The 26,094-nt window shown below is 66.3% G+C and carries 21 protein-coding genes; 5 read left to right on the top strand and 16 right to left on the bottom strand.

Going from position 1 to position 26,094, the window contains the following annotated elements; translation table 11 throughout:
• Positions 1-288, top strand: coding sequence for a cytochrome c (locus tag HFK18_RS01375; protein WP_099819397.1), 288 nt, complete (start codon positions 1-3; stop codon positions 286-288).
• Positions 289-298: 10 nt separating this feature from the next.
• Here the strand turns inward: HFK18_RS01375 and HFK18_RS01370 are convergent, their stop codons facing one another.
• From HFK18_RS01370 to HFK18_RS01340, 7 genes are all read right to left on the bottom strand, one after another.
• Entirely contained in the window at positions 299-1,072 is a 774-nt protein-coding gene (locus HFK18_RS01370) for a DUF1080 domain-containing protein (protein WP_180163860.1), read from the bottom strand.
• Positions 1,057-1,632 (bottom strand): gluconate 2-dehydrogenase subunit 3 family protein, encoded by a 576-nt coding sequence (locus tag HFK18_RS01365; protein ID WP_180163858.1) that lies wholly within the window; start codon positions 1,630-1,632, stop codon positions 1,057-1,059. The genes HFK18_RS01370 and HFK18_RS01365 overlap by 16 nt, the downstream gene beginning before the upstream one ends.
• Positions 1,632-3,317, bottom strand: a complete 1,686-nt coding sequence (locus HFK18_RS01360; RefSeq protein WP_180163856.1) for a GMC family oxidoreductase — start codon at positions 3,315-3,317, stop codon at positions 1,632-1,634. The genes HFK18_RS01365 and HFK18_RS01360 overlap by 1 nt, the downstream gene beginning before the upstream one ends.
• A gap of 26 nt (positions 3,318-3,343) precedes the next feature.
• Positions 3,344-4,234: a TIM barrel protein gene (locus tag HFK18_RS01355; RefSeq protein ID WP_180164318.1), complete on the bottom strand. Its 891-nt coding sequence runs from the start codon at positions 4,232-4,234 to the stop codon at positions 3,344-3,346.
• A 213-nt stretch (positions 4,235-4,447) separates the two neighbouring features.
• Entirely contained in the window at positions 4,448-5,320 is an 873-nt protein-coding gene (locus HFK18_RS01350) for a hypothetical protein (protein WP_180163854.1), read from the bottom strand.
• A gap of 78 nt (positions 5,321-5,398) precedes the next feature.
• Positions 5,399-5,977, bottom strand: coding sequence for a single-stranded DNA-binding protein (locus HFK18_RS01345; RefSeq protein WP_180163852.1), 579 nt, complete (start codon positions 5,975-5,977; stop codon positions 5,399-5,401).
• A 195-nt stretch (positions 5,978-6,172) separates the two neighbouring features.
• On the bottom strand, positions 6,173-6,565 hold the full coding sequence (locus HFK18_RS01340; protein ID WP_180163850.1) for a hypothetical protein: 393 nt from the start codon (positions 6,563-6,565) through the stop codon (positions 6,173-6,175).
• Between the two features lie 113 nt (positions 6,566-6,678).
• Between HFK18_RS01340 and HFK18_RS01335 the strand changes: the two genes are divergently transcribed.
• Positions 6,679-7,710: a LacI family DNA-binding transcriptional regulator gene (locus tag HFK18_RS01335; protein ID WP_180163848.1), complete on the top strand. Its 1,032-nt coding sequence runs from the start codon at positions 6,679-6,681 to the stop codon at positions 7,708-7,710.
• A gap of 94 nt (positions 7,711-7,804) precedes the next feature.
• Here the strand turns inward: HFK18_RS01335 and HFK18_RS01330 are convergent, their stop codons facing one another.
• From HFK18_RS01330 to HFK18_RS01320, 3 genes are all read right to left on the bottom strand, one after another.
• Positions 7,805-9,859, bottom strand: a complete 2,055-nt coding sequence (locus HFK18_RS01330; protein WP_180163846.1) for a PAS domain-containing sensor histidine kinase — start codon at positions 9,857-9,859, stop codon at positions 7,805-7,807.
• Positions 9,849-11,345 (bottom strand): ATPase domain-containing protein, encoded by a 1,497-nt coding sequence (locus tag HFK18_RS01325; RefSeq protein WP_180163844.1) that lies wholly within the window; start codon positions 11,343-11,345, stop codon positions 9,849-9,851. Before HFK18_RS01325 ends, HFK18_RS01330 begins: the two co-directional genes overlap by 11 nt.
• Positions 11,346-11,426: 81 nt before the next feature.
• On the bottom strand, positions 11,427-12,113 hold the full coding sequence (locus HFK18_RS01320; protein ID WP_180163842.1) for a hypothetical protein: 687 nt from the start codon (positions 12,111-12,113) through the stop codon (positions 11,427-11,429).
• Between the two features lie 183 nt (positions 12,114-12,296).
• Here HFK18_RS01320 and HFK18_RS01315 point away from each other — a divergent pair, with 183 nt between their 5' ends.
• Positions 12,297-13,196 (top strand): ABC transporter ATP-binding protein, encoded by a 900-nt coding sequence (locus HFK18_RS01315; protein WP_180163840.1) that lies wholly within the window; start codon positions 12,297-12,299, stop codon positions 13,194-13,196.
• A gap of 12 nt (positions 13,197-13,208) precedes the next feature.
• Positions 13,209-16,793, top strand: coding sequence for a M1 family aminopeptidase (locus tag HFK18_RS01310; RefSeq protein WP_180163838.1), 3,585 nt, complete (start codon positions 13,209-13,211; stop codon positions 16,791-16,793).
• Positions 16,794-16,916: 123 nt separating this feature from the next.
• Here the strand turns inward: HFK18_RS01310 and HFK18_RS01305 are convergent, their stop codons facing one another.
• The 6 genes from HFK18_RS01305 to HFK18_RS01280 all read right to left on the bottom strand — a co-directional run bounded on the left by HFK18_RS01305 (position 16,917) and on the right by HFK18_RS01280 (position 23,680).
• Positions 16,917-17,222 carry a hypothetical protein gene (locus HFK18_RS01305; protein ID WP_180163836.1) on the bottom strand — a complete coding sequence of 102 codons (306 nt, stop codon included), beginning with the start codon at positions 17,220-17,222 and terminating at the stop codon, positions 16,917-16,919.
• The gene (locus HFK18_RS01300; RefSeq protein WP_180163834.1) at positions 17,219-17,683 is read right to left on the bottom strand and encodes a GNAT family N-acetyltransferase; all 465 of its coding nucleotides are present in this window, start codon (positions 17,681-17,683) and stop codon (positions 17,219-17,221) included. Before HFK18_RS01300 ends, HFK18_RS01305 begins: the two co-directional genes overlap by 4 nt.
• Before the next feature lie 90 nt (positions 17,684-17,773).
• Positions 17,774-18,160 carry an SseB family protein gene (locus tag HFK18_RS01295; protein ID WP_180163832.1) on the bottom strand — a complete coding sequence of 129 codons (387 nt, stop codon included), beginning with the start codon at positions 18,158-18,160 and terminating at the stop codon, positions 17,774-17,776.
• Positions 18,161-18,285: 125 nt separating this feature from the next.
• Positions 18,286-20,004 (bottom strand): alpha-amylase family glycosyl hydrolase, encoded by a 1,719-nt coding sequence (locus HFK18_RS01290; protein ID WP_180163830.1) that lies wholly within the window; start codon positions 20,002-20,004, stop codon positions 18,286-18,288.
• Complete coding sequence (locus tag HFK18_RS01285; protein ID WP_180163828.1) at positions 20,004-21,491, bottom strand: MFS transporter; 1,488 nt, start codon at positions 21,489-21,491, stop codon at positions 20,004-20,006. The genes HFK18_RS01290 and HFK18_RS01285 overlap by 1 nt, the downstream gene beginning before the upstream one ends.
• Positions 21,488-23,680: a Six-hairpin glycosidase-like protein gene (locus HFK18_RS01280; protein WP_180163827.1), complete on the bottom strand. Its 2,193-nt coding sequence runs from the start codon at positions 23,678-23,680 to the stop codon at positions 21,488-21,490. Before HFK18_RS01280 ends, HFK18_RS01285 begins: the two co-directional genes overlap by 4 nt.
• Positions 23,681-23,916: 236 nt before the next feature.
• On the opposite strand from HFK18_RS01280, the gene HFK18_RS01275 reads away from it, so the two are divergent.
• On the top strand, positions 23,917-25,974 hold the full coding sequence (locus HFK18_RS01275; protein WP_180163826.1) for a glycoside hydrolase family 97 protein: 2,058 nt from the start codon (positions 23,917-23,919) through the stop codon (positions 25,972-25,974).
• Positions 25,975-26,094: the final 120 nt, after the last annotated feature.

Here is a 26,094-nt window from a genome sequence, read left to right as displayed (position 1 = left end):
ATGCTGAAACTGGCTGTGATGGCATGTGGCGCAACGCTGGCGACCAGCGCGTGGTGCAAGGACGACCCTGCCGCCGGTGCCAAGCTCTACACCGCGAACTGCACGGCCTGCCATGGCGCCGACCGCGCAGGCATGCCGGGCGCATTCCCCGCGCTTACCGACGTCAGCAAGCGCCTGCAACCGGCGCAGATCAAGGACAAGATCAGGAAGGGCGGCGGATTGATGCCGCCCTTCGCTCAGCTCTCACAACAGGAGATCGATGACATCACCAGTTTCCTGGCGAAGTAGCAGGCAGCCGTTACAACTCGCGCACCCAGATGTTGCGGTAACTGACCTTGGAATCATGCTCCTGCAGATAGAGCGGTGCGCACGCATGTGGCGCGTACGAAGGCGCGCCGATGTACTCGGTCTTGCCCGCCAGCACGGTATCGTCCTGCACCAGCACGCCGTTGTGCAGCACGGTGATGCGCGCGGGCGAGGTGAGCCCGCCCCCCGGCGAGAAGCGCGGCGCCTTCCAGAGGATGTCGTAGGCCTGCCACTCGCCCGGTGCACGCGAGGCGTTCACCAACGGCATGGCCTGCTTGTAGATCGAGCCCGCCTGGCCGTTGGCATAGGTCGGGTTGTTGTAACTGTCGAGCACCTGCAGCTCATATAGTTCCTGCAGGAAGATACCGCTGTTGCCCCGGTTCTGGCCGTCGAAGCCCTTCGTATCGGTGGGCGTGCGCCACTCTATATGCAACTGGATGTCGCAGAAGCGTTGCCTGGTGCGGATGCCCTTGCTGCCCGGAACGATGGTCATGGCGCCATCGGCAACCTTCCAGGGCACGCGCCCGCCCTGCTCCGCCTCCCAGGCGGAAACATCCTTGCCATCGAACAGCACGATCGCGTCGGACGGGGCCTTGCCCGCAGGCGTAGCCACGGTTGCAGGCACAGGCGTCCACACCTCGGTCTTCTTCGGATCGCGCGCGGGATCGGCACCGGCCTGCGCGAACGCTGGTGCAGCAGCCAGCAGGCCGGCCGCAAGCAACAGCGGGCGGATCATCATGGTGTTATCCATCAGCCGGTCCCCCATGCAGGTGTGCCGGGAACATAGGCGAGGTCGCCGTCATAGCGACCCGGCACGGCGACGTAGCGCAGCACTTCGGTTGCGCCGACCTTCGAGGTGAAGAAGCCGAAGATGGACAACTGCTTGATCATCGTGAAGTAGTGCGGCATCGCTTCTCCTGCCTCGGCAGTGCCGGTTTCGGTTACCTCGACCACGTGCTTTCTGGCCTCCGCATCCAGCACGCGCAGCAGCTCGGTGCGGGCCTGCGGCGCGAGTGAAACGAAGCGGCCGCCGGCGCGTTTGTCGATATCGGCCAGGCCGGCGCGGAACGTCGCCTGCTGCCGGGCGGTGTAGCAGTCGCTGACGAACGTCGCCATGAAAGCACCGGTGCCGGCATCCTTGGCCCCCGGCGTCTTCGTGCGCGGCAGGATGGTCTCGGCGATCTCATCCAGCGTGCCGACATCGGCGTCGGAGAAGTGGATCTTCGTAGCAGCAGCCTGCGCCTGCCCCTGCGCAAGCGCAGGCAGGCCAACCATGGCCGCGCCGGTGGCGGCGACGATCATCTTCAGCAGTTCGCGGCGATCCATCAGAGGTTCCCCGCTTTCAGTTCGCGCACGGCGTGGTCGGCAGCTCGTGCGGTCAACGCCATGTAGGTCAGCGAGGGATTCACGCAGGCGCTGGAGGTCATGCAGGCACCGTCGGTGACGTAGACGTTCGGGGCGTCCCAGACCTGGTTGTGCTGGTTCAATACCGAGCTCTTGCGGTCACGCCCCATGCGCGCGGTCCCCATCTCATGGATGCCCTTGCCCGGGGCATAGTCGTTGTCGTGCATCTCCACGTCCTTGACGCCGGCCGCCTCCAGCATCTCGGCGGCATCGGCGGCCATGTCCTTGCGCATCGCCAGTTCGTTGGCGCGCATGGCTACGTCCATCGCCAGCACCGGCAGCCCCCACTTGTCCTTGCGGTCCCGATCCAGGCGGATCGTATTGTCGTGGTGCGGCAGCATTTCGCCGAAGCCGGTCATGCCGATGCGCCAGTCACCCGGCACGGTCAGCGCCTCCTTCAGGTCGGCACCGATGTTCAGTTCGGCGATCTCGCGCGACCAGCCGGTGCGGCTGGCGCCGCCCTGGTAGCCAAACCCGCGCAGGTAACCGCGCTTGTCAGTGGCGACGTTGCGGAACCGCGGAATATAGAAACCGCAGGGACGACGACCGAAGTAGTACTTGTCCTCGTAGCCCTCGACCCGGCCGGAGGCGCCCGCACCGAAGTGATGGTCCATCACGTTGTGCCCGAGCTCGCCGGACGAAGAGCCCAGCCCGCCTTCCCACACATCGGTGGCCGAGTTCATCAGCAGCCAGGTCGAGTTGAAGGAGGACGCGTTGAGGAAGATCACCTTGGCGGTGTACTGGTAGGTCTGCCCGGTCTCTGCGTCGATGACCTCCACGCCGCGCGCACGCTTGCGGTCCTTGTCGTAGAGCACTTCCTTGACGATCGAGAAGGGCCGCAACGTCAGGTTGCCGGTCTTCATGGCCGCCGGCAGCGTCGCCGCCTGGGTCGAGAAGTAGGCGCCGAAGGGACAGCCCAGGATGCACTTGTTGCGGTACTGGCAGTTGACGCGGCCCTGCTCGGGCATGGGCTTGGTGATGTTGGCGGTACGCGAGTGGATCATGTGGCGCGTTCCGCCGAAGGCTTTCTGGATCCGCGCGGCCACGTCCTTCTCGACGATGTTCAAGGGAATCGGCGGCAGGAACTCGCCGTCCGGCAATACATCCAGTCCCTCACGCGTGCCGGCGATGCCGGCGAACTTCTCCACATGGTCGTACCAGGGGGCGATGTCGGCGTAGCGGATCGGCCAATCGGTGGCGATGCCGTCCTTGAGGTTCGCCTCAAAATCCAGGTCGGAGAAACGATAGCTCTGTCGGCCCCACATCAGCGAACGGCCACCCACGTGGTAGCCGCGGAACCAGTCGAATCGTTTCGTCTCGATGTAGGGCGATTCCTGTTCGTCGGCCCACATCCCCTGCAGGTTCTCGGCCAGCGCGTAGTCGCGCATCAATACCGGGAAGGCAGCCTTCATCGCCTGTGTAGGCCGATTGCGATGCGGGAAATCCCACGGCTCCTTCATCGCGTTGACGTAGTCCTTGACGTGCTCGATGTTGCGTCCGCGTTCCAGCATCAGGACCTTCAGGCCCTTCTCGGTCAGCTCCTTCGCCGCCCAACCGCCACTGATTCCGGAGCCAACAACGATGGCGTCGTAATGATTGTCTGCCATGGATCTCTCACCTGGTGGATATCGTTTCAGACCTCGCAGAGGCGGATCGCCTCGCGCAGCGAGCCGACGGGATCCGGCGCTGCAGGCATGAATTCCTGCGCCAGATAACCATCGAAACCGGTGTCGCGGATCGCGCGACAGATGGCGGGGTAATTGAGCTCCTGCTGGTCCCCGATCTCGTGCCGTCCAGGCACGCCGGCGGTGTGGTAATGCTTGAAGCAGGCGTGGTGCCTGCCGATGGTGGCGATGATGTCGCCCTCCATGATCTGCATGTGGTAGATGTCGTACAGCAGGCCGAAGTTGTCCGAGCCGAGCCGCTGGCACAGCTCCACGCCCCAAGCGGAGTGGTCGCACAGGTAGTCGCGATGATCGACCCTGGAGTTGAGCAGCTCCATCACCAGCACCACGCCACGTTTCTCGGCATGCCCGAGGATGCGCTTGAGGCCAGCCTCGGCGTTGGCCATGCCCTCCTGCGGGTCCATGCCGTTGCGGTTGCCGGAAAAGCAGATGAGGTTGCGATAGCCGGCATCGGCGACCAGATCGATGTGCCGCGTGTAGCGCTCCACCAGCTGGTCGTGGAACTCGCGGCCGGCAAAGCCCTTGGTGAGGCCCAGCTCGGCGCCGTTGCACATCGAGCTGTATACGCCATGGGCCTTCAGCGTGGGCCAATCCTCCGGGCCCACCAGGTCAATGGCGGCAAAACCGATGCCCTTCACCGTCTGGCAGAGCTGGGCGACCGACAGCTGCGGGAAGGTCCAGCGGGCCACGGAATGCTTCAGGTTGCCCTTGAGCGGCGCAGTGGCTGCAAACGCAGGCAGAACGCCCGCAGCGCCGAGGCCGAGACTGCCGGCAACCGCGATGCGCAGCGCATCGCGCCGCGTGAGCCCCGGGCCCGGTCTGATCGAATGGATGGACATCCACCTTCCGGCCTCCCAACCGGTATCAAACACTGACGATTTCGCCGCAATGCAATCGATTGCACCATAGGGGAGGAAATTGTCTGTTTGCAAGTCGCAGTGCACGAAAGCCGATGCTGCGGGGCACAACGGCAAGGCCGATTCCGGCATTACCGCAGCCGGGCAGATGCAGGTACGCGGCGCACCGATGCGTCGCGAACGAAGGCGCGTGGCTCAAGGCGTTTCGCGTGCATCCCGCGTTCGGGCCAGCGCGCGCAGGTGTTGATGCCAGCGCGGCTCGAATTCCGCATAGCTGCCGATCAGCTGCTGGAATGCCGCAGGATCTCCACGACGGTGCAGAAGCAGCAGGGCTTGCCGACGATGGGCCTGGCCATCGCCCTCCATCAGGAAGTGGACCAAGCTCCACCACGCCAGGTAATAGCCGTTCACATGCTCCGCGACCGGCGGCCCGCTGTCCTCCACGAGTTGGCGCAGGGTGGGCAGCAGCGCATTTTCGAGGCTGGGGCGCCCGGCACTGTCGAACCGCAGTTCGCCCAGCCACCAGACCGGATAGCTGGCCGGGTCCGGCGCGCCCACGTGCAGCACTCCGCCTGAAAGCCGGCTGGCGCCGAAGTAGCAGGCCATGCCTTCGTTCATCCAGCGCTGCGGCGACAGACCACTGGCCTCGGCGAGCAGCTGATGGGTCACTTCATGCAGCATCCACTGATGGGGCGCGTCACCCTCGCCCGGGTAGGCAAAGGCATGGGGCCGACGGTAGTACGCCTCGGCCCATGGGCTGCTGCGGTTGTGTGCCTTGAAGTCGGCCTGATCGCGATACAGCACCAACTGAAAGGGCCCGGCGGTGCCGTGCTGCCCCACGGTCATGGCATAGGACCGGTGCAGCGCTTCCACGGCCATGCCGACCGCAGCGGTCTGTTCCGGGGTCGCTGCGCTGTGGATGATGAAATGCGGAGTGCGCGCCACCGTCGCAGGCAGCCCCGGTGGCGCGGCCGCAGGCGCTTCGCGCTGACCAGCGCCGCTACCGGCGTCGCCGCAGCCGCCGAGAATCAGCAGCAGGGCCACGGTGGCAATGCGGAAAGGCGTCATGTGCGCCCACGCTACAACAAAAAACCCCGGCGGGCGCTGGGCCTTGCCGGGGTTCTGCAGGCCGGAGCCTGGCGGGAATCAGAACGGAATATCGTCGTCAGCGAAGTCGTCCATCGGCGGCGCCGACTGCTGCGGCTGCTGCTGCGGACGCTGCTGGCCGTAGCCGCCGCCCTGGTTGCCGCCCTGGTTGTAACCACCGCCCTGGCCGCCACGCGCGTTGCCGCCACCGCCACCGCCACCGTACTCCTGGCGCGGGGCCTGCTGGCGCTGCGGACGCTCGCCGCCGCTGAAGTTGCCACCACCGCCGCCACCGCCGCCTTCACCGCGGCCGCCCAGCATCTGCATTTCGTCGGCGATGATGTCGGTGGAGTACTTCTCCACGCCGTCCTGGCCGGTGTACTTGTCGTAACGCAGGCTGCCTTCGACGTACACCGAGCTGCCCTTGCGCAGGTACTCGCCGGCGATCTCGCCGAGCTTGCCGAAGAACACCACGCGGTGCCACTCGGTACGCTCCTGCTGGTTGCCATCCTTGTCCTTGCGGACGCTGGTGGTGGCCAGGCTGATGCGGGTGATCGCCATACCGCCCTGGGTGTACTTCACGTCCGGGTCGTTGCCGAGGTTGCCGACCAGGATGACTTTGTTGATGCCGCGCGCCATAGATGGGTTCTTCCGTTGTCCGGGGCTGCTCCAGTGATAGCACACCCAGCGGGGTGCCGATACGCTGGACCGCCCACGGTTGAGAATGGGGGATATCGGAACGGGTCATCTTACCATTCCTGCCAGCCCCACCCCGTCGGGAAATCGCTGGATCTGCGTCGGATCCAGCCGCGATCGAGGTCCGGCAGGCGCGGCTCAGGCGCCGGCAGGCCGCGCCCGATCCAGGCCGGTGATGCGGGTGACCTCCCCCACCGCGACCACCTTCGGCCCCTCATGGCAGTGGAAGCGCAGGCCAGGCCGGATCCGTGGCCGATGGACCTGTAGCCGCAGCGTGTCATTCAGCACCGACATCCTCGCCAGCAGCATCTGGTCAACCGGCAGCGACACATCGCAGGCCCAGCTGTCGCCGCTGGGCAGCACGAAGTCGGGCCAGATCATGAACAGCTCCAGCTCGCCTGATCGCTCGGCGTAGGCGAAATCCCAGCGGATGCCGTTCCTCGGCGGGCTGAGGCGACCGCCTTCATCAGCTCGCAGGATCCGGATGCGGGCCTCGAAGTCATCGGCGACCGGGTACAGGCGATACGTCACAGCGCAGCTCCAACGGTGATGCCACCCAGTGTGGCAGCCGGGGCCAAGCGCCGGCCAGCAGCACCGCCGCCCACCCATGGCATCATTCCCCGATCATCCCCCTTCCGGCCCCCATGACCATCAAAGGCAAAGCCACCTCCCTGGACATCGCCCACCTGGCCGGGGTCTCCCAGCCCACGGTGTCGCGGGCCCTGCGCGGCAGCCCGATGGTCAACGCCGAGACCCGCGAGCGCATCCTGCGCATCGCCCGCGAGCTGAACTACAAGGTCGACAAGAACGCCTCCAGCCTGCGCCTGCGCAACGCCGGCACCCTGGCCCTGCTGTTCTTCGAGGACCCAACCAATGACGACTCGCTGATCAACCCCTTCTTCCACTCGATGCTGGGCTCGATCACCCGTGCCTGCGCGCTGCACGGGCAGGACCTGCTGGTGTCCTTCCAGCAGCTGTCCACCGACTGGCAGGCCGATTACGAAGACAGCAACAAGGCCGATGGCATCATCCTGCTCGGCTATGGCGACTACCACGAGTCACGCGACCGCCTGCAGCGGCTGGTGGAGCAAGGCACCCACTTTGTGCGCTGGGGCGCGGCCCTGCCCGGCCAGCCGGGGGTGTCGATCGGCAGCGACAACTTCCAGGGCGGGCATGACATCACCGCCCACCTGCTGCAACAGGGCTGCCGCCGTATCGCGTTCCTCGGCCATGCCTCCAGCCACTACCCGGAATTCCAGGAGCGCTATCGCGGCCACGTGGAAGCGCTGCGTGCGCATGGGCTGGCCGCCGACCCGGCGCTGCAGCACGATGCGATCACCACCGAGGCATCGGGTCATGAGGCCTGCCTGGCACTGCTGGCCCAGCACCGTTCCATCGACGCGGTCTGTGCAGCCAGCGACCTGATTGCCATCGGCGCGGTGCGCGCCCTGCGCGAGCAGGGCCTGCGGGTGCCGCAGGACGTGGCTGTGACCGGCTTCGATGACATCCCGCTGGCAGCCTCGGTGTCGCCGCCACTGACCACCGTGCAGCAGGACACCAAGCAGGCCGGCCAGCTGCTGGTGGAGAAGCTGCTGGCGCTGATCGGCCGGCAGCCGGTGGAAGGCCAGAGCATCCCGGTGAAGCTGGTGGTGCGCGAGTCGTCGCTGCGCGCATAGCACTTTTGTAGTGCCGAGCCATGCTCGGCAACATGCGTGAGACGCTAGTCCGACGACAGCCGAGCATGGGCTCGGCTCTACAGGACCTACGCCACTACGCGCCGCCCGGCATCGCCGTGCGTACCGCCATGCTGAACTCATCCAGCAGGAACGGCTTGGCGATCATCGCCATGCCTTCATCGAGGAAGGCCGCGCGTTCCTGTGCCTTTTCCGCATAGCCGGTCATGAACAGGATCGGCAGCGCTGGCCGCGATTGCCGCGCGATCTCCGCCAGCTGGCGGCCGTTGAGCCCCGGCAGCCCGACATCGGTGACCAGCAGATCGATGGTCTGCGCCGAGGCCAGGATCGGGATCGCCGCGTCGGCATCGCCCACCACCTGGGCGTGATACCCCAGGTCTTCCAGCACCACCGTCACCAGCATCCGTACCTGTTCGTCATCCTCCACCACCAGGATGGACTGGCCGGCACCACGCCGGATCGGCTGCGCGGGCGCAGGCTCGTCCTCCGCCACCGCTTCCGACAACGGAATGAACAACAGCACCGTCGTCCCCTCGCCCAGACTGGACTGGATCGCGATATGGCCGCCGGACTGCTGCATGAAGCCGTACACCATCGACATGCCCAGGCCCGTGCCCTTGCCGATGGGCTTGGTGGTGAAGAAGGGCTCGAACGCGCGTTCCACCACTTCCGGCGCCATGCCGGCACCGGTATCGGCCACCGCCACCATCGCGTAGTCGCCAGCAGGCACGGCGGTGTATTGACCTTGGCGAACGCTGACCGCCGATGCGCGCAGGGTCAGATCACCGCCGTGCGGCATCGCATCGCGCGCGTTGATGGCCAGGTTCAACAGCGCGCTCTCGAACTGGTTGGCGTCCAGCGTGGCGTGCAACGGCAGCGGCGAGGGCTCGGCGCGGATACGCACGGCCTCGCCCAGGGTGCTGTGCAGCAGGTGCTGCACCGAAACCAGCAGTGTGTTGATCTCCACCGGCCGCGCATCCAGCGACTGCCGCCGGGAGAACGCCAGCAGGCGCTGGGTCAGTGCCGCCGCACGCTGGGCCGAGGCGGTGGCGGTGTCCAGGAAACGTTCGAGGTCGTCGACCCGCCCCATATCCAGGCGCAGCCGCACGATGTCCAGCGCGGACAGGATGCCGGTCAGCATGTTGTTGAAGTCGTGGGCAATACCGCCAGTCAGCTGGCCGATCGCCTCCATCTTCTGCGACTGCCGCAGTGCGGCGTCGCTGGCCTCGCGTGCCGCCATCTGCGCTTCCAGCTCACGGGTACGCTCGGCCACCATCGCCTCCAGCGCGTGCGCGTGCTGTTGGCTGCTGGCAAGGGCCAGCTTGGCGGCGGTGATATCGGTGACGAACACATGGAAGCCGTCGATGCGACCATCGGCATCCCGGCGTGGCGAGTAACGCACTTCGCAGTCCCGGCGCCCGTACACACGATGGGGCCAGACGATCTCGAACACCGCCTCACGGCCGACCAACGCCGCTTCCATCGCCGGCCGACGCTGCTGCCACACCGGCTCGCCGATGACCTCGCGCACATGCCTGCCGATCACATCGCCGGTGGCCAGTTCGAACCAGCTTTCGTAAGCCTTGTTGGCAAAGCGGAAGCACAGCGCGCGGTCCACGAACGCGATCAGCACCGGCATCGCGTCGGCGATCAGGCGCAGCTCCGATTCGCTGCGCGCCAGTGCCGCGCGGCCATCAGCCAATGCGGTGACCTGGTCGCGCACCACGAACTGCTTCGCGCGTGCACGCAGCGCACCCTGCACAGCGCTGAGCAGCGACATGCTGCCCAGCGGCCGGTCCATCTCCACCACGTTGATCGAGCCGGGCAGCAGCGGTTCGCGGGTGGAACGCCGGTAGGAACGCGCCGAGCGCAGCAGGATGAACGGAATGTCCGACCAGGCCGGCTGCTGCTGCAGCGCCTGCAGCAACGCTTCGCTGTCGCGCGCCACTGCTTCCTGGGTCACCACCACCAGCCCGGTGCGGTCATCGAGTTGGCTGGCCAATACCTCCAGACCGGGGGCGATGTGCGGTTTCAGACCCGCGTTGGCCAGCACCGCCGCAATGCTGTCAGCATCGCGACCGAAGGGAGCAACGATGCGGACAACCGTGCCGCCATCATCGCTATCGGACATTGGACTGGCCCAGCAGCGCCGCACTGTCGCCGACGAATTCGGGCGTACCGGTGAGGATGCCCTGGAAATCGGCCAGCGCGGCGCTGACCGTAATGCCGCGCCCGTCGATCTTCAGTTCGCGGATGGTGTCTTCGTGCGCACCGCCGCGGTTCTTGATCACCGAGATCGCCTTGCGGATGCGTCCCTTGGCTTCGAAGAAGCGGAACAGCACCACCGCATCAGCGATGTAGGACACGTTGAGGCTGCCGGTGGACATGGTGCCGACCAGCCCATGCTGTGGGTTGATCATGAAGGTCGCCACGCCCTTCTGGTTCAGGTAGGACAGCATCTCGTGCAGCTGCAGCATCAGCTGTTTTTCCTGCGGCATGGCGGTGACATAGCCGTTGAGGCTGTCGATCACCAGCACGCTGCAGTTGCGTTCTTCCACGGCCTTGCGCAGGTTCCAGGAGAACTCGCCGGGCGATATTTCCGCGGGATCGATCTGCAGGATTTCCAGCAGGCCCGAACGCAGGTGCTTGTCCAGGTCAATATCCAGCGCGGAGGCGCGTGCCAGCAGCGTGCCGACCCGCTCGTCGAATTCGAAGATGCAGCTGCGCTCACCGCGCTCGCAGGCGGCCCACACGTATTGCAGTGCCACGTTGGTCTTGCCGCTGCCGGCCGGACCGGTCAACAGCGTGGAGGTACCGCGCAGCGGTCCACCGCCCAACAACCGATCGATCTCGTCCACCCCGCTGCTGATGGGCGTTCCGACGAACCGGCCGTGATGCTCGGAGGCGATCAGGCGCGGGAAAATCTGCACGCCGCCACGACGGATCACCATGTCGTGGTAGCCGGCAACGAAATCGACGCCCCGCAGCTTCTGCACCTGCATCCGCCGCCGCGCAGGGCCGAAGTCCAGGGTCAGGCGTTCCAGCGACAGCACGCCGTGGCACAGGCTGTGCAGCTGGCCATCGCGCTCATCGCCGGTGGACGTCAGGTCGTCCACCAGGAACACCGTCGCGCTTTTGGGCGCGAAGAACTGCTTGAGTGCGAGGATCTGCCGGCGATAGCGCAGCGAATCCTGTGCCAGCAGGCGCAGTTCCGACAACGAATCGAACACGACGCGCGTCGGCCCGATGCTGTCCACCTTGGACATGATCAGGTTGACCGTCTCGTCCAGCTCCATTTCCCACGAGTGCAGCACCGACTGCAGGCGGCCGTTGCCCATCGCCCCTTCGGCCGTACCCAGCTCGAACAGGTGCAGGCCGTCCAGCGACCAACCGTGGGCCAACGCCACTTCGCGCAGCTCCTCGGCCGTTTCCGAGAGCGTGATGTACAGGCAGCGCTCGCCGCGTCGCAGGCCTTCCAGCAGGAACTGCAGGGACAGCGTGGTCTTGCCGGAACCCGGTGGCCCTTCGAGCAGGTACAGCCGCGCCTGCGGCAGCCCGCCGCCAATGATGCTGTCCAGCCCTTCGATTCCGGTTGTGATCCGCATGCGCGCTCGCATTGACTTCGCTGTATGAGGGGCAGAGCGTATCGGCGCCGCTGTCGACGCATTGTGTGATCCAGCGCACCGATGCCAACGCATTCAGGAAGATTTCACGGCGCCCGTCCTGCGCCGCCGCCGGAGGCGGCCTATGCGCCAGCTCCACGCCAGCATCAGCACCGCGTACAGCGCCAGCAGCAGCTGCAGCCCCTGCTTGACGAAGAACAGCAGCGGCAGCCAACCGTAGTCGGCGTCGGCCACTTTCATCTGCAGGCCAGGCGCCAGGCCCAGTGTCGCGGTTTCTCCGCGCAGGCCAGGCCCGACCTCCACAACGGTGATCTTCAGGTGCAGGGCGCCGGCACCCAGCGTAAGTGGCGGGGTCCGTGGCGGCCACCGGAAATCGCTGGGCGGTAACCCGGGTTCGTCCGGCGTGAACTCGCGTGTCACCTCGCCCGAGCCATGCGAACTGACCGGCATCGCCCGATAGAGCGCGTGCCGCCCGTCATGCTCGACCTTCAGCCTGATCGGCTCGCCGGGCGTGCGGAAGCGCAGAAAACCAGCGTGCTCGCTGTTCTGCCAGTCACCGAGCACGGGATCTGGCTGGTCGTACCTGCGCGGCGGCCGCTGGAACGTCAACGACAGCTGCGGCCGACCAGGCAACAGCCGCTCGGTCTCCAGCACCAGCTGCGTGCCTGGTTCCAGCAACAGCGGTGCGGATGCGTAGTGCGTGGCAGTACGGAAATCGGCCAGCGACAGCACCAACCCGATACTGAGCGAGATCAACAGCAACCAGTTGAACCAGAATGCGATGCGCACCGGATGTCCTTTTCCGCGTTGGGCTGAGCGAGTATAGCCAGCCCCCTGCGCTGCGCTGACGGGCCACGACTGGCGGCACCATGACCAAAGGGGCATGACGCGGCCCCCGTTCAGCGCGATAAACAGCAGATCAACACACGGAAAGGTGTACGTCGCATGCTGAAGATCGATTCGCTGTCCAAGACGTACGCCAACGGCGTGCACGCGTTGAACGGGGTCACCCTGGATATTCCCCGCGGCATGTTCGGCCTGCTGGGGCCCAACGGCGCGGGGAAATCCTCGCTGATGCGCACCCTGGCCACCCTGCAGGAGGCCGACAGCGGCAGTGCCACCCTGAGCATTCCCGGTGAATCACCGATCGACGTGCTGCACGACAAGGACGCCGTGCGCCGTCGCCTGGGCTACCTGCCGCAGGACTTCGGGGTATACCCGAAAGTCAGCGCGCTGGACCTGCTGGAACACTTCGCCGTGCTGAAGGGCCTGACCCAGCGTGGCCAGCGCCGCGAAGTGGTTGACGGCCTGCTGCAGCAGGTGAACCTGTGGGATGCACGCAAGCGCAAGCTGGGCACCTACTCCGGCGGCATGCGCCAGCGCTTCGGCATCGCCCAGGCGCTGCTGGGCGACCCGCGCCTGGTGATCGTCGACGAGCCCACCGCCGGGCTCGACCCGGAAGAGCGCAACCGCTTCCTCAACCTGCTGGCGGCCATCGGCGAGAACGTGGCGGTGATCCTGTCCACCCACATCGTCGAGGACGTGACCGACCTGTGCCCGACCATGGCGATCATGAACAAGGGTCAGGTGCTGCTGACCGGCCGCCCCACCGATGCGATCGAAGCGTTGCAGCAGCAGGTCTGGCGCAAGCAGGTGGACCCCTCCGAACTGGCCGACCATGAGGCGCGCTACACGGTGCTGTCCTCGCGCCTGGTGGGGGGCCGTCCGGTGATCCACGTGCACAGCGCCAGCGACCCGGGCGATGGCTTCGCGCCGGTCGCACCCGATCTCGAGGACGTGTATTTCCAGCGCCTGCGCCTGCAGGCGCGTGCCCGTGCAGCTTGATCGGAGTACACCATGACCCTCGACTTCTTCCGGTTCGAGCTGCGCGAGCAGCTGCGTTCCCCGCTGCTGTGGCTGTTTGCCGCACTGTTCGCTCTGCTCGCCTTCGGCGCCGCGTCCAGCGATGCGGTGCAGATCGGGGGCGGCAGCGGCAACGTGCACAGCAATGCCCCCACCGTCGTCGCCTCGATGCTGGGCATCTTCACCCTGCTCGGCATGCTGGTGTCCACCCTGTTTGTCAGCAATGCGCTGCTGCGTGACTTCGAACTGGGCACGGCCGAACTGATCTTCGCCAGCCCGATCAAACGCCGCCACTATCTGGCCGGGCGCATCGGCGCGGCGCTGGTGTCGGGCCTGCTGGTATACGTGCTGATCGCCGTTGGCATACTGGTGGCGCAGTTCATGCCCTGGGTCGATGCCGAGCGCCTGGGGCCCACCAATTGGGCCGGCTATGCCTGGACCTTCGCTGTTGTGGTCATTCCCAACCTGCTGTTCACCACGGCACTGCTGTCGCTGCTGGCGGTGACCACCCGTTCGATCCTGTGGGTGTACATCGGCGTGGTCGGTTACTTCGTGCTGTACGGCGTCAGCGCCGCCCTGCTGCGCGACATCGACAACACCTGGATCGCGGTGCTGACCGAGCCATTGGGCATGCGTGCGCTGTCGCGCACCATCCGCTACTGGTCCACAGAAGAGCGCAACAGCGGCATTCCGGAACTGGCCGGCTACCTGCTGGCCAACCGGGTGCTGTGGCTGACCGTGGCCGCCGCGCTGTTCGCAGCCACCTTCGCCCTGTTCCGTACCGAGCGCAGCGGCAGCGGCCGCCGGCGCTGGGGCCGCGGCCAGGCGGCGGCATCGGCCGATCCCGCGCCGCTGCGACCGGCAACGACCGCGCTGCCGCGGGTGACGCCGGTGTTCAGTACAGGCACCGCGTGGCGGCAGTTCCTGCGCCAGGTGCGCTTCGATACACGCGGCGTGCTGCGCAGCGTGCCCTTCATCGTGCTGCTGGTGTTGGGCCTAGCCAATTTCCTGCCGTCCGCGCTGTTCCGGCAGACGCTGTACGGCACCTCCATCTGGCCGGTCACCTCGCAGATGATCATGGCCCTGCAGGGCGCCTTCAGCTGGCTGCTGGTCATCATCGTGCTGTTCTTCGCTGGTGAGCTGGTGTGGAAGGAGCGTGGCGCACGCATCAACGAGGTGAACGATGCGATGCCGGTACCCAACTGGGTGCCGTTGCTGGCCAAGTTCGTCGCACTGCTGGCGGTGATCGCCTGCTTCCAGGCGGCCGGCGCGCTGGCAGCCATGGCCGTGCAGCTGGTCAAGGGCTACACCCATCTCGAACCGCTGCTGTACCTGCGCAGCCTTGCGCTGGATTCGGTCGTGTACGTGCTGATGGGCGGTCTGGCGCTGGTGCTGCAGGTGCTGACCAACAACAAGTTCTTCGGCTACGCGCTGCTGATCGTGGTGATGATCGGCCAAGGCGTGCTGGGCATGCTCGACTACACCCAGAACATCTACAACTTCGGCAGCTGGCCGATTGCCCCCTATTCGGACATGAACGGCTACGGCCATTTCCTGACCGGACAGTTGGCCTTCCAGGGCTACTGGGCGCTGTTCCTGCTGGCACTGATGTGCCTGGCATCGGCATTCTGGGTACGTGGCGTCAGCCAGGGCCTGCGCCAGCGGCTTGCCCTGGCCGGGCGACGCCTGCGTGGCCCGACCGGCGCGATGGCAGCGCTGTCCGCCGTCGCGTTCATCGCGGTAGGCAGCTGGCTGTACTGGAGCACCAACATCCGCAACGACTTCCTTTCACCGGACCAGCAGCTGGACCTGCAGGCCCGTTACGAACGCGAACTGTCGAAATACCGCAACCTGCCGCAGCCGCGCATCATCGCCGTGGACAACCGGGTGGACCTGCATCCCGAAACCCAGTCGATGGTGATCGACGCCAACTGGACGATCCGCAATACCCACGCCGCGCCCATCCAGGAGGTGCACGTGGCCACGGCCGACGACAAACAGCTGGTGGCCGTCGACCTGGGTGGACAGACGCTGTCGATGCACGACGCCGACCTTGGCTACCGCATCTATCGCCTGGCCACGCCGTTGCAGCCGGGCGAAGAGCGCCGCATCCATTTCCGTGTGGTGCAGCAGCCCCATGGCATCACCGCGGATCAGGCGCCGAGCAACATCGTCGACAACGGCAGTTTCTTCAACAGCCGCGTACTGCCGTCCTTCGGCTACAACGAAGGCGTTGAGATCAGCGACCGCAACGAGCGGCGCAAGCGTGACCTCGGCGAGCCACGGCGCATGCCCAAGCTGGAGGACGAAGCCGCACGCGCGAACAACTACGTCACCAACGAAGCCGACTGGCTCGACTTCCGCAGCACCATCTGCACGGCACCGGACCAGGTGGCACTGGCGCCGGGCTACCTGCAGCACGAGACCACGGTGAACGGGCGGCGCTGCTTCAGCTATGCGATGGACCGGCCGATGCTGAACTTCTACGCCTACCTGTCGGCACGCTGGGAGGTTCGCCGGGCGAGGTACAAGGACATCCCGATCGAGGTGTATTTCGATCCCGCCCATGGCTACAACGTGGACCGCATGATCGACGCGGTGCAGAAGTCGCTGGCCTACTACGAAGCCAACTTCACTCCGTACCAGCACCGCCAGGTACGCATCATCGAGTTCCCGGGCTACCAGCGCTTCGCCCAGTCCTTCGCCAACACCATTCCCTATTCGGAGTCGATCGGCTTCATCGCCGACCTGCGCGACCCGGACAAGGTGGACTATGTGTTCTACGTGACCGCCCACGAAGTCGCGCACCAGTGGTGGGCACACCAGGTGATCGGCGCCAACGTGCAAGGTGCAACCGTGTTGTCCGAGTCGCTGTCGCAGTATTCGGCACTGATGGTGATGGAGCAGGAGTACGGTCGCCAGCACATGCGCCAGTTCCTCAAGCGCGAGCTGGATGGCTACCTGTCCGGGCGCGGCGGTGAGGCCATCGAGGAGCTGCCGTTGGAACGTGTGGAGAACCAGCAATACATCCACTACCAGAAGGGCTCGCTGGTGTTCTACCGGCTGCGTGAGGAAATCGGCGAGGAGGCGTTGAACCGCGCCCTGAAGCGTTTCCTGCAGGACAAGGGCTACCAGCAGCCGCCGTACACTACGTCACGGGAGCTGCTGTCCTACCTCCGCGCCGAAACGCCCGCCGACCGCCAGCAGCTGGTCACCGACCTGTTCGAGAAGATGAGCTTCTACGACAACCGGGTGTTGGCCGCCAGCGCGCGCAAGCGTGCCGACGGACGCTACGACGTGACCCTGGAATTGCATGCCAGCAAGCAGTACGCCGATGGCAGGGGCAAGGAGACCGCCGGCACGATGGATGACTGGGTCGAGATCGGTGTGTTCGCCAATGGTCCGTCAGGCAAGGAACATGACCAGAAGGTGCTGTACCTGCAGCGCCATCACATCACCACGGGCGAGCCGAAGATCACGGTGACGGTGGATGCCAGGCCGGATGAGGCGGGCTTCGATCCGTACAACAAGCTGATCGACCGGGTGAGCGAGGACAACCGGCGCAAGGTGACGATGTAATGTGAGCGACGATGCCGGCCCGTGGGCCGGCATCGTTTGCGGAAGCATCCACGCATGGCGTGGATCTACTGGAACGCATCCACGCCATGCGTGGATGCCGTGCTGCCCCGTTGACGCCCTCGGCTACGCTGCGGGGCTCTGCGAACCGGCCTTCGGCCCCAGCACCGCCAGCAGCACGTAGATCACGATCGATGCCACGGTACCGAGCGCTGCCGGCAACCCGAACGCCCAGGGTGAACGGCCCTGTTGCCGCGCCCATTGCCCCAGATGCCAGGCCGCCCCGAGGTTGATCAGCCAGGCGATGACGAACACCGGCCACTGCACGAAACCGACTGCACGCAACAGCGGCATGGCGATGAGTGCCGCGACGATGGCGCCGATCAGGAAGACCAGCGCCAGGCGGGAATGGTGTACCGAAGCGGCGGTCATGCGCCCAGCTCCCGTACCATCACCAGTACGCGATAGCCGTGACTGTCGGCTTCCTGCAGGGGCGTCCAGCCCATCCGCGCGTAGAGGCCGCCATCCAGGGCTTCGGTCTGCAGGTACAGATGCGAGACGCCCATCCGTACCGCCTGCGCCGCAGCCTGTTCGACCAATCCGCTGGCCAGCCCGCGGCCACGATGACTGTCGGCCACGAACACACTGCCCAGCCAATGCTCGTACTGCGGGAATACCTGCATCTCCCGGCGCTTGAGCTGCACCGCGCCTGCCACCTGCCCGCCATCGAATGCTGTGATCAGGTGCGGAAAGCCTTCCGCATCCTGCGGCTGGTTGAGCCGCTGCAGTTCCTGCTCCAGCGACACGCCGGCGTCCCGGCCCCATTGCGCGTTGTACCACTGTGCCAGCTGCAGCCTTTCCGGCGCGTCAGCGGGTAGCACCCTGAATTCCATGGCGAGGCCTCGATCCCTATGTTGTGCAAGAGGATCACGTACGGCCGCCAATTGGAAGCAGACGACCGACGGCCCGGCGCTACAGAACGGTCAGCCCTGCGCGAAATCCTTCAGGATCTCGCCGACGCCGCTGGGCGAGATCTCAAAGCCCAGCGTGGTACCCGGATTGATCACCACACCGTAACCGCCCGGCACGCGACGCAAGACGTCGAGCATCAGCCAGCGGACCTGATGCTCGGCCTGCTGGCTGTAGATGCCCACCCGCGCCGAATCGGTGAACACGGCTACGTGCAGGGTGCCCTGCTTGTCGAACAGCAGCGGATCGAAGCCGCTGCCATCGGGGGTGACCAGGCTGCCGGTCAGCAGCACCACCTCGGAGGCGACAAAGGCCTCCATGAACGCGCGGATCGGCACTGTCCCGTCCATCGCGGCCTTGAGCAGGGTTTCGATCGGGGTCTGCGGGACAAGGTCGGTCATGGCGGTGCGGGCGCGGCATCAGGGGGGTGCCTATTGTGCCGGATGCGATCAATCCCGGTAGTGCCGGCCGCTGGCCGGCGCCTGCAGGTGCCGTGGTTTCAGGGGTTGCCGGCCAGCGGCCGGCACTACCGTTTCCGAAGCCGCTGGTCGCGTGCCTGCTGGTCGGCCACGGCCTTGTCCAGTTCGGCCTGCAGCGCCGGCTGCTTCACGGCCGCATCCAGTACGAACACCTTCACCCCGTGCGCTGGCACGTCAGCCTTCAGCGCCCCCGTCACTTTCACCTCGCCGCCGTCCAGCGCGTCCCGCCAGGTGCCGGCCTGCAGGTAGCGGTCCACGTTGAAGGTCTTCGCGGCATCGCCCTTGTTCAACAGCACCAGCGCAGTCTGCGCTACGTCGGCGTGCTGCAGCACGCGGAAGAACACCGCTTCATCGCCCTGCAGACGTTCGTTCACCTGCAGGCCGCGCTGCAGTGCCGGCGTGGCCTCACGCAGCTTGGCGATGCGCTGCAGCGGCGCGAAGATCGGGCTCTGCGGGGCGGCGTCCACCCGCGGCTGGCCGAAGTAGGCGCGGTTGCCGGCATGTTCCGCACGGCCGCGCATGAAGCCGGTTTCCGAACCGTAATAGACCACCGGAATGCCACGTGCGGTGAACAGCCAGTTGTGCGCGTCGATGAAGCCGTTGTCGCTGGCCTGCAGGCGCGGCATGTCATGGTTGTCGTAGAAGCTCATCAGCTCGTACGGGTTGGCGTACGGGCCACCGGTCAGGTGCAGTGGTTCGGACAGGGTTTCAAACCCCTTGCCGGCGGTGCCGAAGGTCTGTTCCAGCGCGCCGCGCAGCGGGAAGTCGAGCACGCTGACATTGGCGTTGGCAGGCCAGGTGTGTTCGGCGATGCTGGCCGCGTTGTAGTCGAACGCTTCGCCGAACATGAACATGCCCGGATGCTGCGCGCGGATGCGGTTGACGAACGCGTGCCACCACGGATGCGGCAGCCAGCCGATGGTGTCGATGCGCAGCGCGTCAACGCCCTGCGCAGTCCACTGCAGGTAGGCCCCCACCAGGTAGTCCATCACTGCCGGGTTGTCCTGGTTGAAGTCGCTCAGCTCGGCCAGGTTGCCGTCGAAGATCGAGCCGTCCTTGCTGTCGACCGGACCGATGTTGTTGTAGAACGCGTGCAGCGGATTGTGCTTCGGGTCCAGCTTCTGCGGCGGCAGGTTCTGGTGGTCAGCGATCAGCGCGCCGTTTTTGTCGAAGATCTGGCCGAACTGCGGCTGCCGCTTCGGCATGGTCCAGGCCGGCGACCCGTGGTTGCCGACGATGTCCAGCACCACCTTCAGGCCGGCGCCGTGCAGGCCCTTGGTCAACCCGGCAAAGTCCAGGTCCCTGCTCGGCAGGTGTTCATCGAGTTTGTAGAAGTTGATCCCCCAGTAACCGTGGTAGCCGGTCTTGCCGCGGTCGGTCAGCGTGCTGGTGCAGCTGATCGGCTTGCTGCCGGTGAACGCTTCATCCGGGTTGTCAACAATGGGGGTGATCCATACCGCACCGAAACCGAGGTTGCGGATGTAATCGGCGTTGTCGAGCACACCGCGGAAATCACCACCGAGGTAGCCGATGTTGCCGTCCACCTTGTCCGGGCATGGCACCGGGATATCGAACGTACGGTGCTTGCCGCCCTGGTCGCGATGGTCGTTGGACGGATCACCGTTGACGAAGCGGTCGGTGACCACGAAATACACCGCGTCGCTGGCGAACGGTTCGGTGGTGCCGACATAGGCAGGGCGTGGCGCAGCCGCAGCATGGCCAGCGAACAGCACAAGGGATACAGCAACAGACAGGGCACCACGCATCACACCACCTCCGGACGGGACGGAACCCGCAACACGCACAGGCCAGCAATCAACAGACTGCAGCCACCCAGCACCAGTACATGCATCGGCTGGCCCCCCAGCCATGCGCGCAGGGCGAAACCGAGCGCGCTGGCCGCGACCAGCTGCGGGATCACGATGAAGAAATTGAAGATGCCCATGTACACACCCATTTTCGCCGCCGGCACGCTGTCCGACAGCAGCGCATAGGGCAACGACAGGATCGAGGCCCAGGCAAAACCCACGCCGACCATCGACAGCAGCAGCCACTGCGGATCGTCGATGAACATCATCGAGATCAGCCCTGCCCCGCCCAGCCACAGGTTGACCAGATGACTCCAGCGCAGCCCGATCGCCCGCACCATCGGCGGGATCAGCAGTGCGGCCAGTGCGGCGAAGCCGTTGTAGGCCCCAAACAGCACGCCGACCCAGTTGGCGCCTTCGTTGTAGGCCGCCGACTCGACGTCGGTGGAACCGAAGTGCATGCCAGCCACCGCGCGCGTGGTGAAGATCCACATCGCGAACAGAGCGAACCACGAGAAGAACTGCACCCAGGCCAGGCGGCGCATGGTGATCGGCATCGCACGCAGGTCGCCGACGATGGCGGCCAGCATGTGCGTGCCCGGCAGTACCCGCGCCGCCGCCAGCAGTCCGCCGTAGCCCGCGCACAGGCCGGCCAGCACGTACAGCATCTTGTCACCCTGGCGCCACGCGATCAGCGCCGCCAGCAGCACGCCGAGCCCCAGCCACAGCGCAACCTGCGCCCACGGCGCAGGGCCGGTGACCGCAGTGCCGGCGTGGTGCGCCGGGGGTTCGGCGTCATCGAAGCTGGCCAGCTCGTCGGGCGAATACTCACGTGTGCTGACCACCGTCCAGGTGATCGCCGCCAGCAGCACCACCGCGCCGAAGTAGAACGCATAGCGCACGGTATCGGGCACCTCGCCCGCCGCTGCCGTGTTGGCAACGCCGAAGTGGGCCAGGATGAAGGGCAGGAAGCTGGCAACGATCGCGCCGACGCCGATGAAGAAGCTCTGCATCGCATAGCCGGCCGGGCGCTGCCGCGGGGCCAGCTGATCGCCGACGAAGGCGCGGAACGGCTCCATCGATACGTTGATCGAGGCGTCCAGCACCCACAGCGTGCCGGCCGCGATCCACAGCGTTGGCGAGTTCGGCATCACCAGCAGGGCCAGCGTGGTCAGCACCGCGCCGATCATGAAGAACGGGCGGCGCCGTCCCCAGCGCGTCCAGGTGCGGTCGGACAGGTAGCCGATCACCGGCTGCACCAGCAGGCCGGTCAGCGGTGCGGCGATCCACAGCCCCGGCACCGCCTCCATGTCCGCACCCAGTGTTTCGAAGATGCGGCTGGCGTTGGCGTTCTGCAGGGCAAAACCGAACTGGATGCCAAGGAAGCCGAAGCACATGTTCCAGATCTGCCAGAACGACAACTGCGGCTTTGCAGGACGACTCATCGTGCGTCCTCTGTTGCCGCCACCGGCGCCATCTTCAGCGCCTGTACCTGGGCCTGGTTGAGCACGCCATCACGCCCGCCCTTGCCGCCGGTGTAGTGCGCGAAGTGCTGCAGCGCGCTCATGTTGAAGCCCTCTTCCAGGGTCACCGTGCAGCGGCCCTTGGGCACCGCGAAGGTTGCAGCGGTCGAATCCTGCGCCGCCACGCTGTGCGGCAGAGCCACCGTGTGCCGCTGCGGCGGCTGGCCCTTGCACTGCACGGCCAGCTGTTTCACCGCCGCGGTCACACCGGTGTTGATCGGGCCGTTCGGGTTGCTGTACTGCAGGCGCAAGCGCACGTGGCCCGCCTTGGCGGCGTTGAACTGCCACTGCCGGCTGCCACGCAGCACCTGCTGCGGGCCGACGCAGACCATCGGACTGTGCAGTGATTCCAGCGAACCTTCGCGACGGGTCAGGCTCAGGCAGTGCTGCAGTCCGTCATCACCGACGCGCACCTGCCCCTTGCTGGCAGAGGCCGCGACACCGTCCTGCCAAAGCACCTGTCCGGCGGCGACTGCGACGGTCCAGCCCTTGCCGTTGCGCTTTGCCTGCGGCGCCAGCGGCGTGGCCGGCGCACGTGCATTGGCATCGGCACGCGGCACATCATGGCTCGCCGCTGCCGGCGCGGCGACCAGCTGCACGGTCGTCGTGGCACCACGCGTGCGCGTCTTTCCCGCGACCAGCAAGCCAGCACCCACCTGCTTCGGGCGCTCCAGCACATAGCGCTTGCCGCCCGCGTCCAGACTGATCCGCTTCTGCTTTCCGAACAGCTCCGGCACCAGCTCGGCCGGCAGCTTGGGCTGCACGCGACCATCGTCCTGCACGCCGAACACACCCTCGGTCACCATCGACAGATAGCCGGCCACCGACCACAGCTGGCGCTCGGAATTGACCACCGGGCCGCTCAAGGCGCCTTCGTCCACGTGCACGGCCTGGGTGACCAGCTCGTAGTTCTCCATGTTGGAACCGGCCAACGCCGCCCCTTGCATCAACGAGCGGATCTCGGCGGCGATGCGTGGCGCGTCGTCCACCTTGCGCGCCGCGCGCAGCGAGTAGGCGCTGACGAACGGCCAGATCGCGCGGTTGTGGTAGATCGGCTGCTGCGCTTCCTGCGGCCAAACCACCGGGCTGCCGGCAGCACCCATCGGATAGCCCGCCAGCGCCCGGCGCGCGCGCTCAGCAGGCAGCACGTCGGCAAGGATGCCCAGCGACAGGCCAAGCAGATCGATCTTGGCGTACGGCACCGGGTGCGCCGCTTCGCCGATGTAGCTCATGTACTGGCCCATGTCTTCACGCCAGAACCGTGCGTCGATCTGCACCGCCAGTGCGTCGGCCCAGGCCTTGTACTGTTCGCTGCGTTCGTCGCCCAGCTGCGCGGCCATCTGCTGCGCCAGGCGCAGCGCCTGGTAATGCAGCACGTTGGTGGACAGTGCGTAGGAGTCGCCGATGAAGCGCACGTTCTCGCGTGTCCAGTCCGGATAGGTCTGCTCGCGCCAGTCGAGGAACGAGGTCTCGCCGCGGTACAGGCCCATCTGCGCGTCGAACACCATCGCCCGGTCCTGCGCCAGCGTGCCTTGCAGCGCCTGCCAGACCTGCTCGGCAAACGCCGGATCATCCAGCAGGTGGCGTGCGGCCAGGAACCACACCACGCGGTCGCTGCTGATGGGCCAGCTGCCGCCGGAGCCGGTGTCCTGGGCCACGAACAGGCCCGGCGTATGCCCGTCGCGCGCCGCCGACAACTTGAACTGCAGTGACTGCCGGGTGCGCTTCGGGTCCAGCTTGGCCAGCGCCAGGTCGGCAGCGAAGCTGACATCACGCGTCCACACGTATGGCCAACGCGCGCCGGTCTGGAAGCACTCGCACGGTACCGGGCGGCCTTCATCGAAGGCCGGATCGCGGATGGCGTCCACCCGGTCCTGGTCCATTTCCTGCTGGGCCAATGCGAACAGTGCGTCGAACATCACGCTGCCGGTCTGGCTGCGCATGGGCGCGGCGGCGATGCGCACCTCGCCCTTGGGCGCATGCAGGATGAAGCTGCCCTTGGCAGCGGCTTCGGCGCGCGCCTGGCGGCCGTCGAATGTCAGGTCGGCCGCGTGCGCGGTCGTCCCCAGCGCTGCCCCCAGGGCAGCGGTCAGGCAAATGATCTTCAGCATCGAAGCGGCAGACCGGCTTGCGCCCGTCGACCTCCCTCCCTCTCTGCACCGTTGTGGGTCCGCACTGCCGTTGCCGGCGTGCGGGCGCGGCACCTCCCTCAAGGTGCCCTGGCCCCATGGTAGACGCGGGGCTGTCGGCTGCGTCCAGCTGCATACGTATTCATGGCGCGCAGTACCGGCGCGCCTGCCGCGCTGGCTTATGGTCCGGGTCTGTCAACGGCGCCTTGGGAGGGGAAATGCCGACGTCACCCACAACGGTACGCGCAGTGTTCGCGCACGCCTTCGGCCTGGCCCTGCTGGGATTGGCCACGCTGGCACAGGCGGCTGCACCGCAGATCGCCAGCGTCGAATCACCGGACAAGGTACTGAAGGTCAGCCTGGTGCTGGACGGCGGCACCGCACGCTACCGCGTCGAGCGTCTCGGCCAGACCGTGATGGCCGATTCGAAGCTGGGTTTTGAACTGCGGGATGGTCGCCTCGACCGCGACTTCAGCCTGCTGGCGCAGGAACGCCGCAGTGTCGACGACCGCTGGGAACAGCCCTGGGGCGAGCGCCGCCTCACCCGCAACCACTTCAACGAACTGACCGTGCACCTGGCTGAAACCACCGGCAGCAAACGCCGGCTGGACCTGGTGTTCCGCGTCTACGACGATGGCCTGGGCTTCCGCTACGTGTTCCCCGAGCAACCGAACCTGCGCGAAGCGATCATCGATGACGAACTGACCGAGTTCGCCATTGCGCCGGAGTCCACCGCCTGGTGGATACCCGCTGGCGAACCGATCCACTACGAATACCTGTACCAGCGCACGCCACTGCGCGAAGTGCCGCTGGTACACACACCGATGACCCTGCGCAGCCACGACGGCCTGCACGTGGCCATCCATGAAGCGGCCCTGGTCGATTACGCGGGCATGTGGCTGCGCCGCACCGAGGGCCAGCGCCTGCGCGCGCAGCTTTCGCCTTCTGCCGAAGGCTGGAAGGTGCGCCGCGCCCTGCCCTTCGCCACGCCATGGCGCACCCTGCAGATTGCCGACCGCGCCGGCGGGCTGGTCGAGTCCGACCTGATCCTCAACCTCAACGAGCCCAATGCGCTGGGCGATGTGAGCTGGGTGAAACCGGCCAAGTACCTGGGCGTGTGGTGGTCGATGCACCTGGATGAAGAGAGCTGGGCGACCGGCCCGAAGCATGCCGCCACAACCGCCAAGACGAAAAAGGTGATCGACTTCGCCGCCGCGCACGGCTTCCGTGGTGTGCTGGTGGAAGGCTGGAATCCGGGCTGGGACGGCAACTGGGTCGGCAACGGTTACGACTTCGACTTCACCCGCGCCACGCCGGATTTCGACATCGAAGCCCTATCGGCGTACGGATTGAAGAAGGGCGTGCACCTGATCGGCCACCATGAAACCGGCTGCGCGATCGAACACTACGAAGAGCAACTGGATGCTGCGCTGGACCTGTATGCGCGGCTGGGCGTGGACCAGTTCAAGACCGGCTACGTCTGCGACGACGGCCAGGTCGATCGCCGCAACCCGGCCGGCGGCCCGCTGTGGCGCGAGTGGCACGACGGGCAGTTCATGGCCCGTCATCATCTGAAGGTGGTGCAGGAAGCCGCGCGCCGGCACCTGTCGGTGAATCCGCACGAGCCGATCAAGGACACCGGCCTGCGCCGCACCTACCCGAACTGGATCTCGCGCGAAGGCGCGCGCGGCATGGAGTACAACGCCTGGGGCCAGCCGCCGAACCCGCCCGAGCATGAGGTCAACCTGGTGTTCACCCGCATGCTGGCCGGGCCGATGGATTACACACCCGGCACCCTCAGCCTGAAGGGCCGCCACGGCCAGGCCATTCCCAGCACGCTGGCCCGCCAGCTGGCCCTGTACGTGGTGCTGTACAGCCCGATCCAGATGGCCGCGGATCTGCCCGAGCACTACCTGCAGCACCGTGAAGCGTTCCGCTTCATCGAGGACGTCGCGGTGGACTGGGAGCAGAGCCGCGTGCTCGATGGCGAGGTCGGCGACTACGTGACGATCGTGCGCCGCGACCGCAACAGCCGCGACTGGTTCCTCGGCAGCATCACCGATGAGAACGGCCGCGTGCTGCCGGTGTCGCTGGGCTTCCTGGAGCCGGGCGTGCGTTACCGCGCCGAGATCTACCGCGATGGCGACGGCGCGGATTTCCGCAGCAATCCCTTCGCCTTCAAGCGCGACACCCGCGAGGTCAGCAGCAACGATTCACTCACCCTGGTGCTGGCGCCGGGCGGCGGGCAAGCCATTCGATTCACGCCGTTGGATTGATGAACGCCCCCGCGTGACGTTCGCCGGGCATGGCCCGGCGCTACCGTGGCGGGGATCTGGAATCGATTACAACCCTGCAAACGCCATTGAATACGTATGCAGGGTGATTCCCACGAAGAA

Origin of the sequence: Stenotrophomonas sp. SbOxS2 (assembly GCF_013416715.1) — a bacterium.
Classification (GTDB): Bacteria; Pseudomonadota; Gammaproteobacteria; order Xanthomonadales; family Xanthomonadaceae; genus Stenotrophomonas; species Stenotrophomonas lactitubi.
The sequence above is the reverse complement of the archived record's forward strand: the minus strand, read 5'-3'. Positions and strand labels throughout refer to the sequence as shown.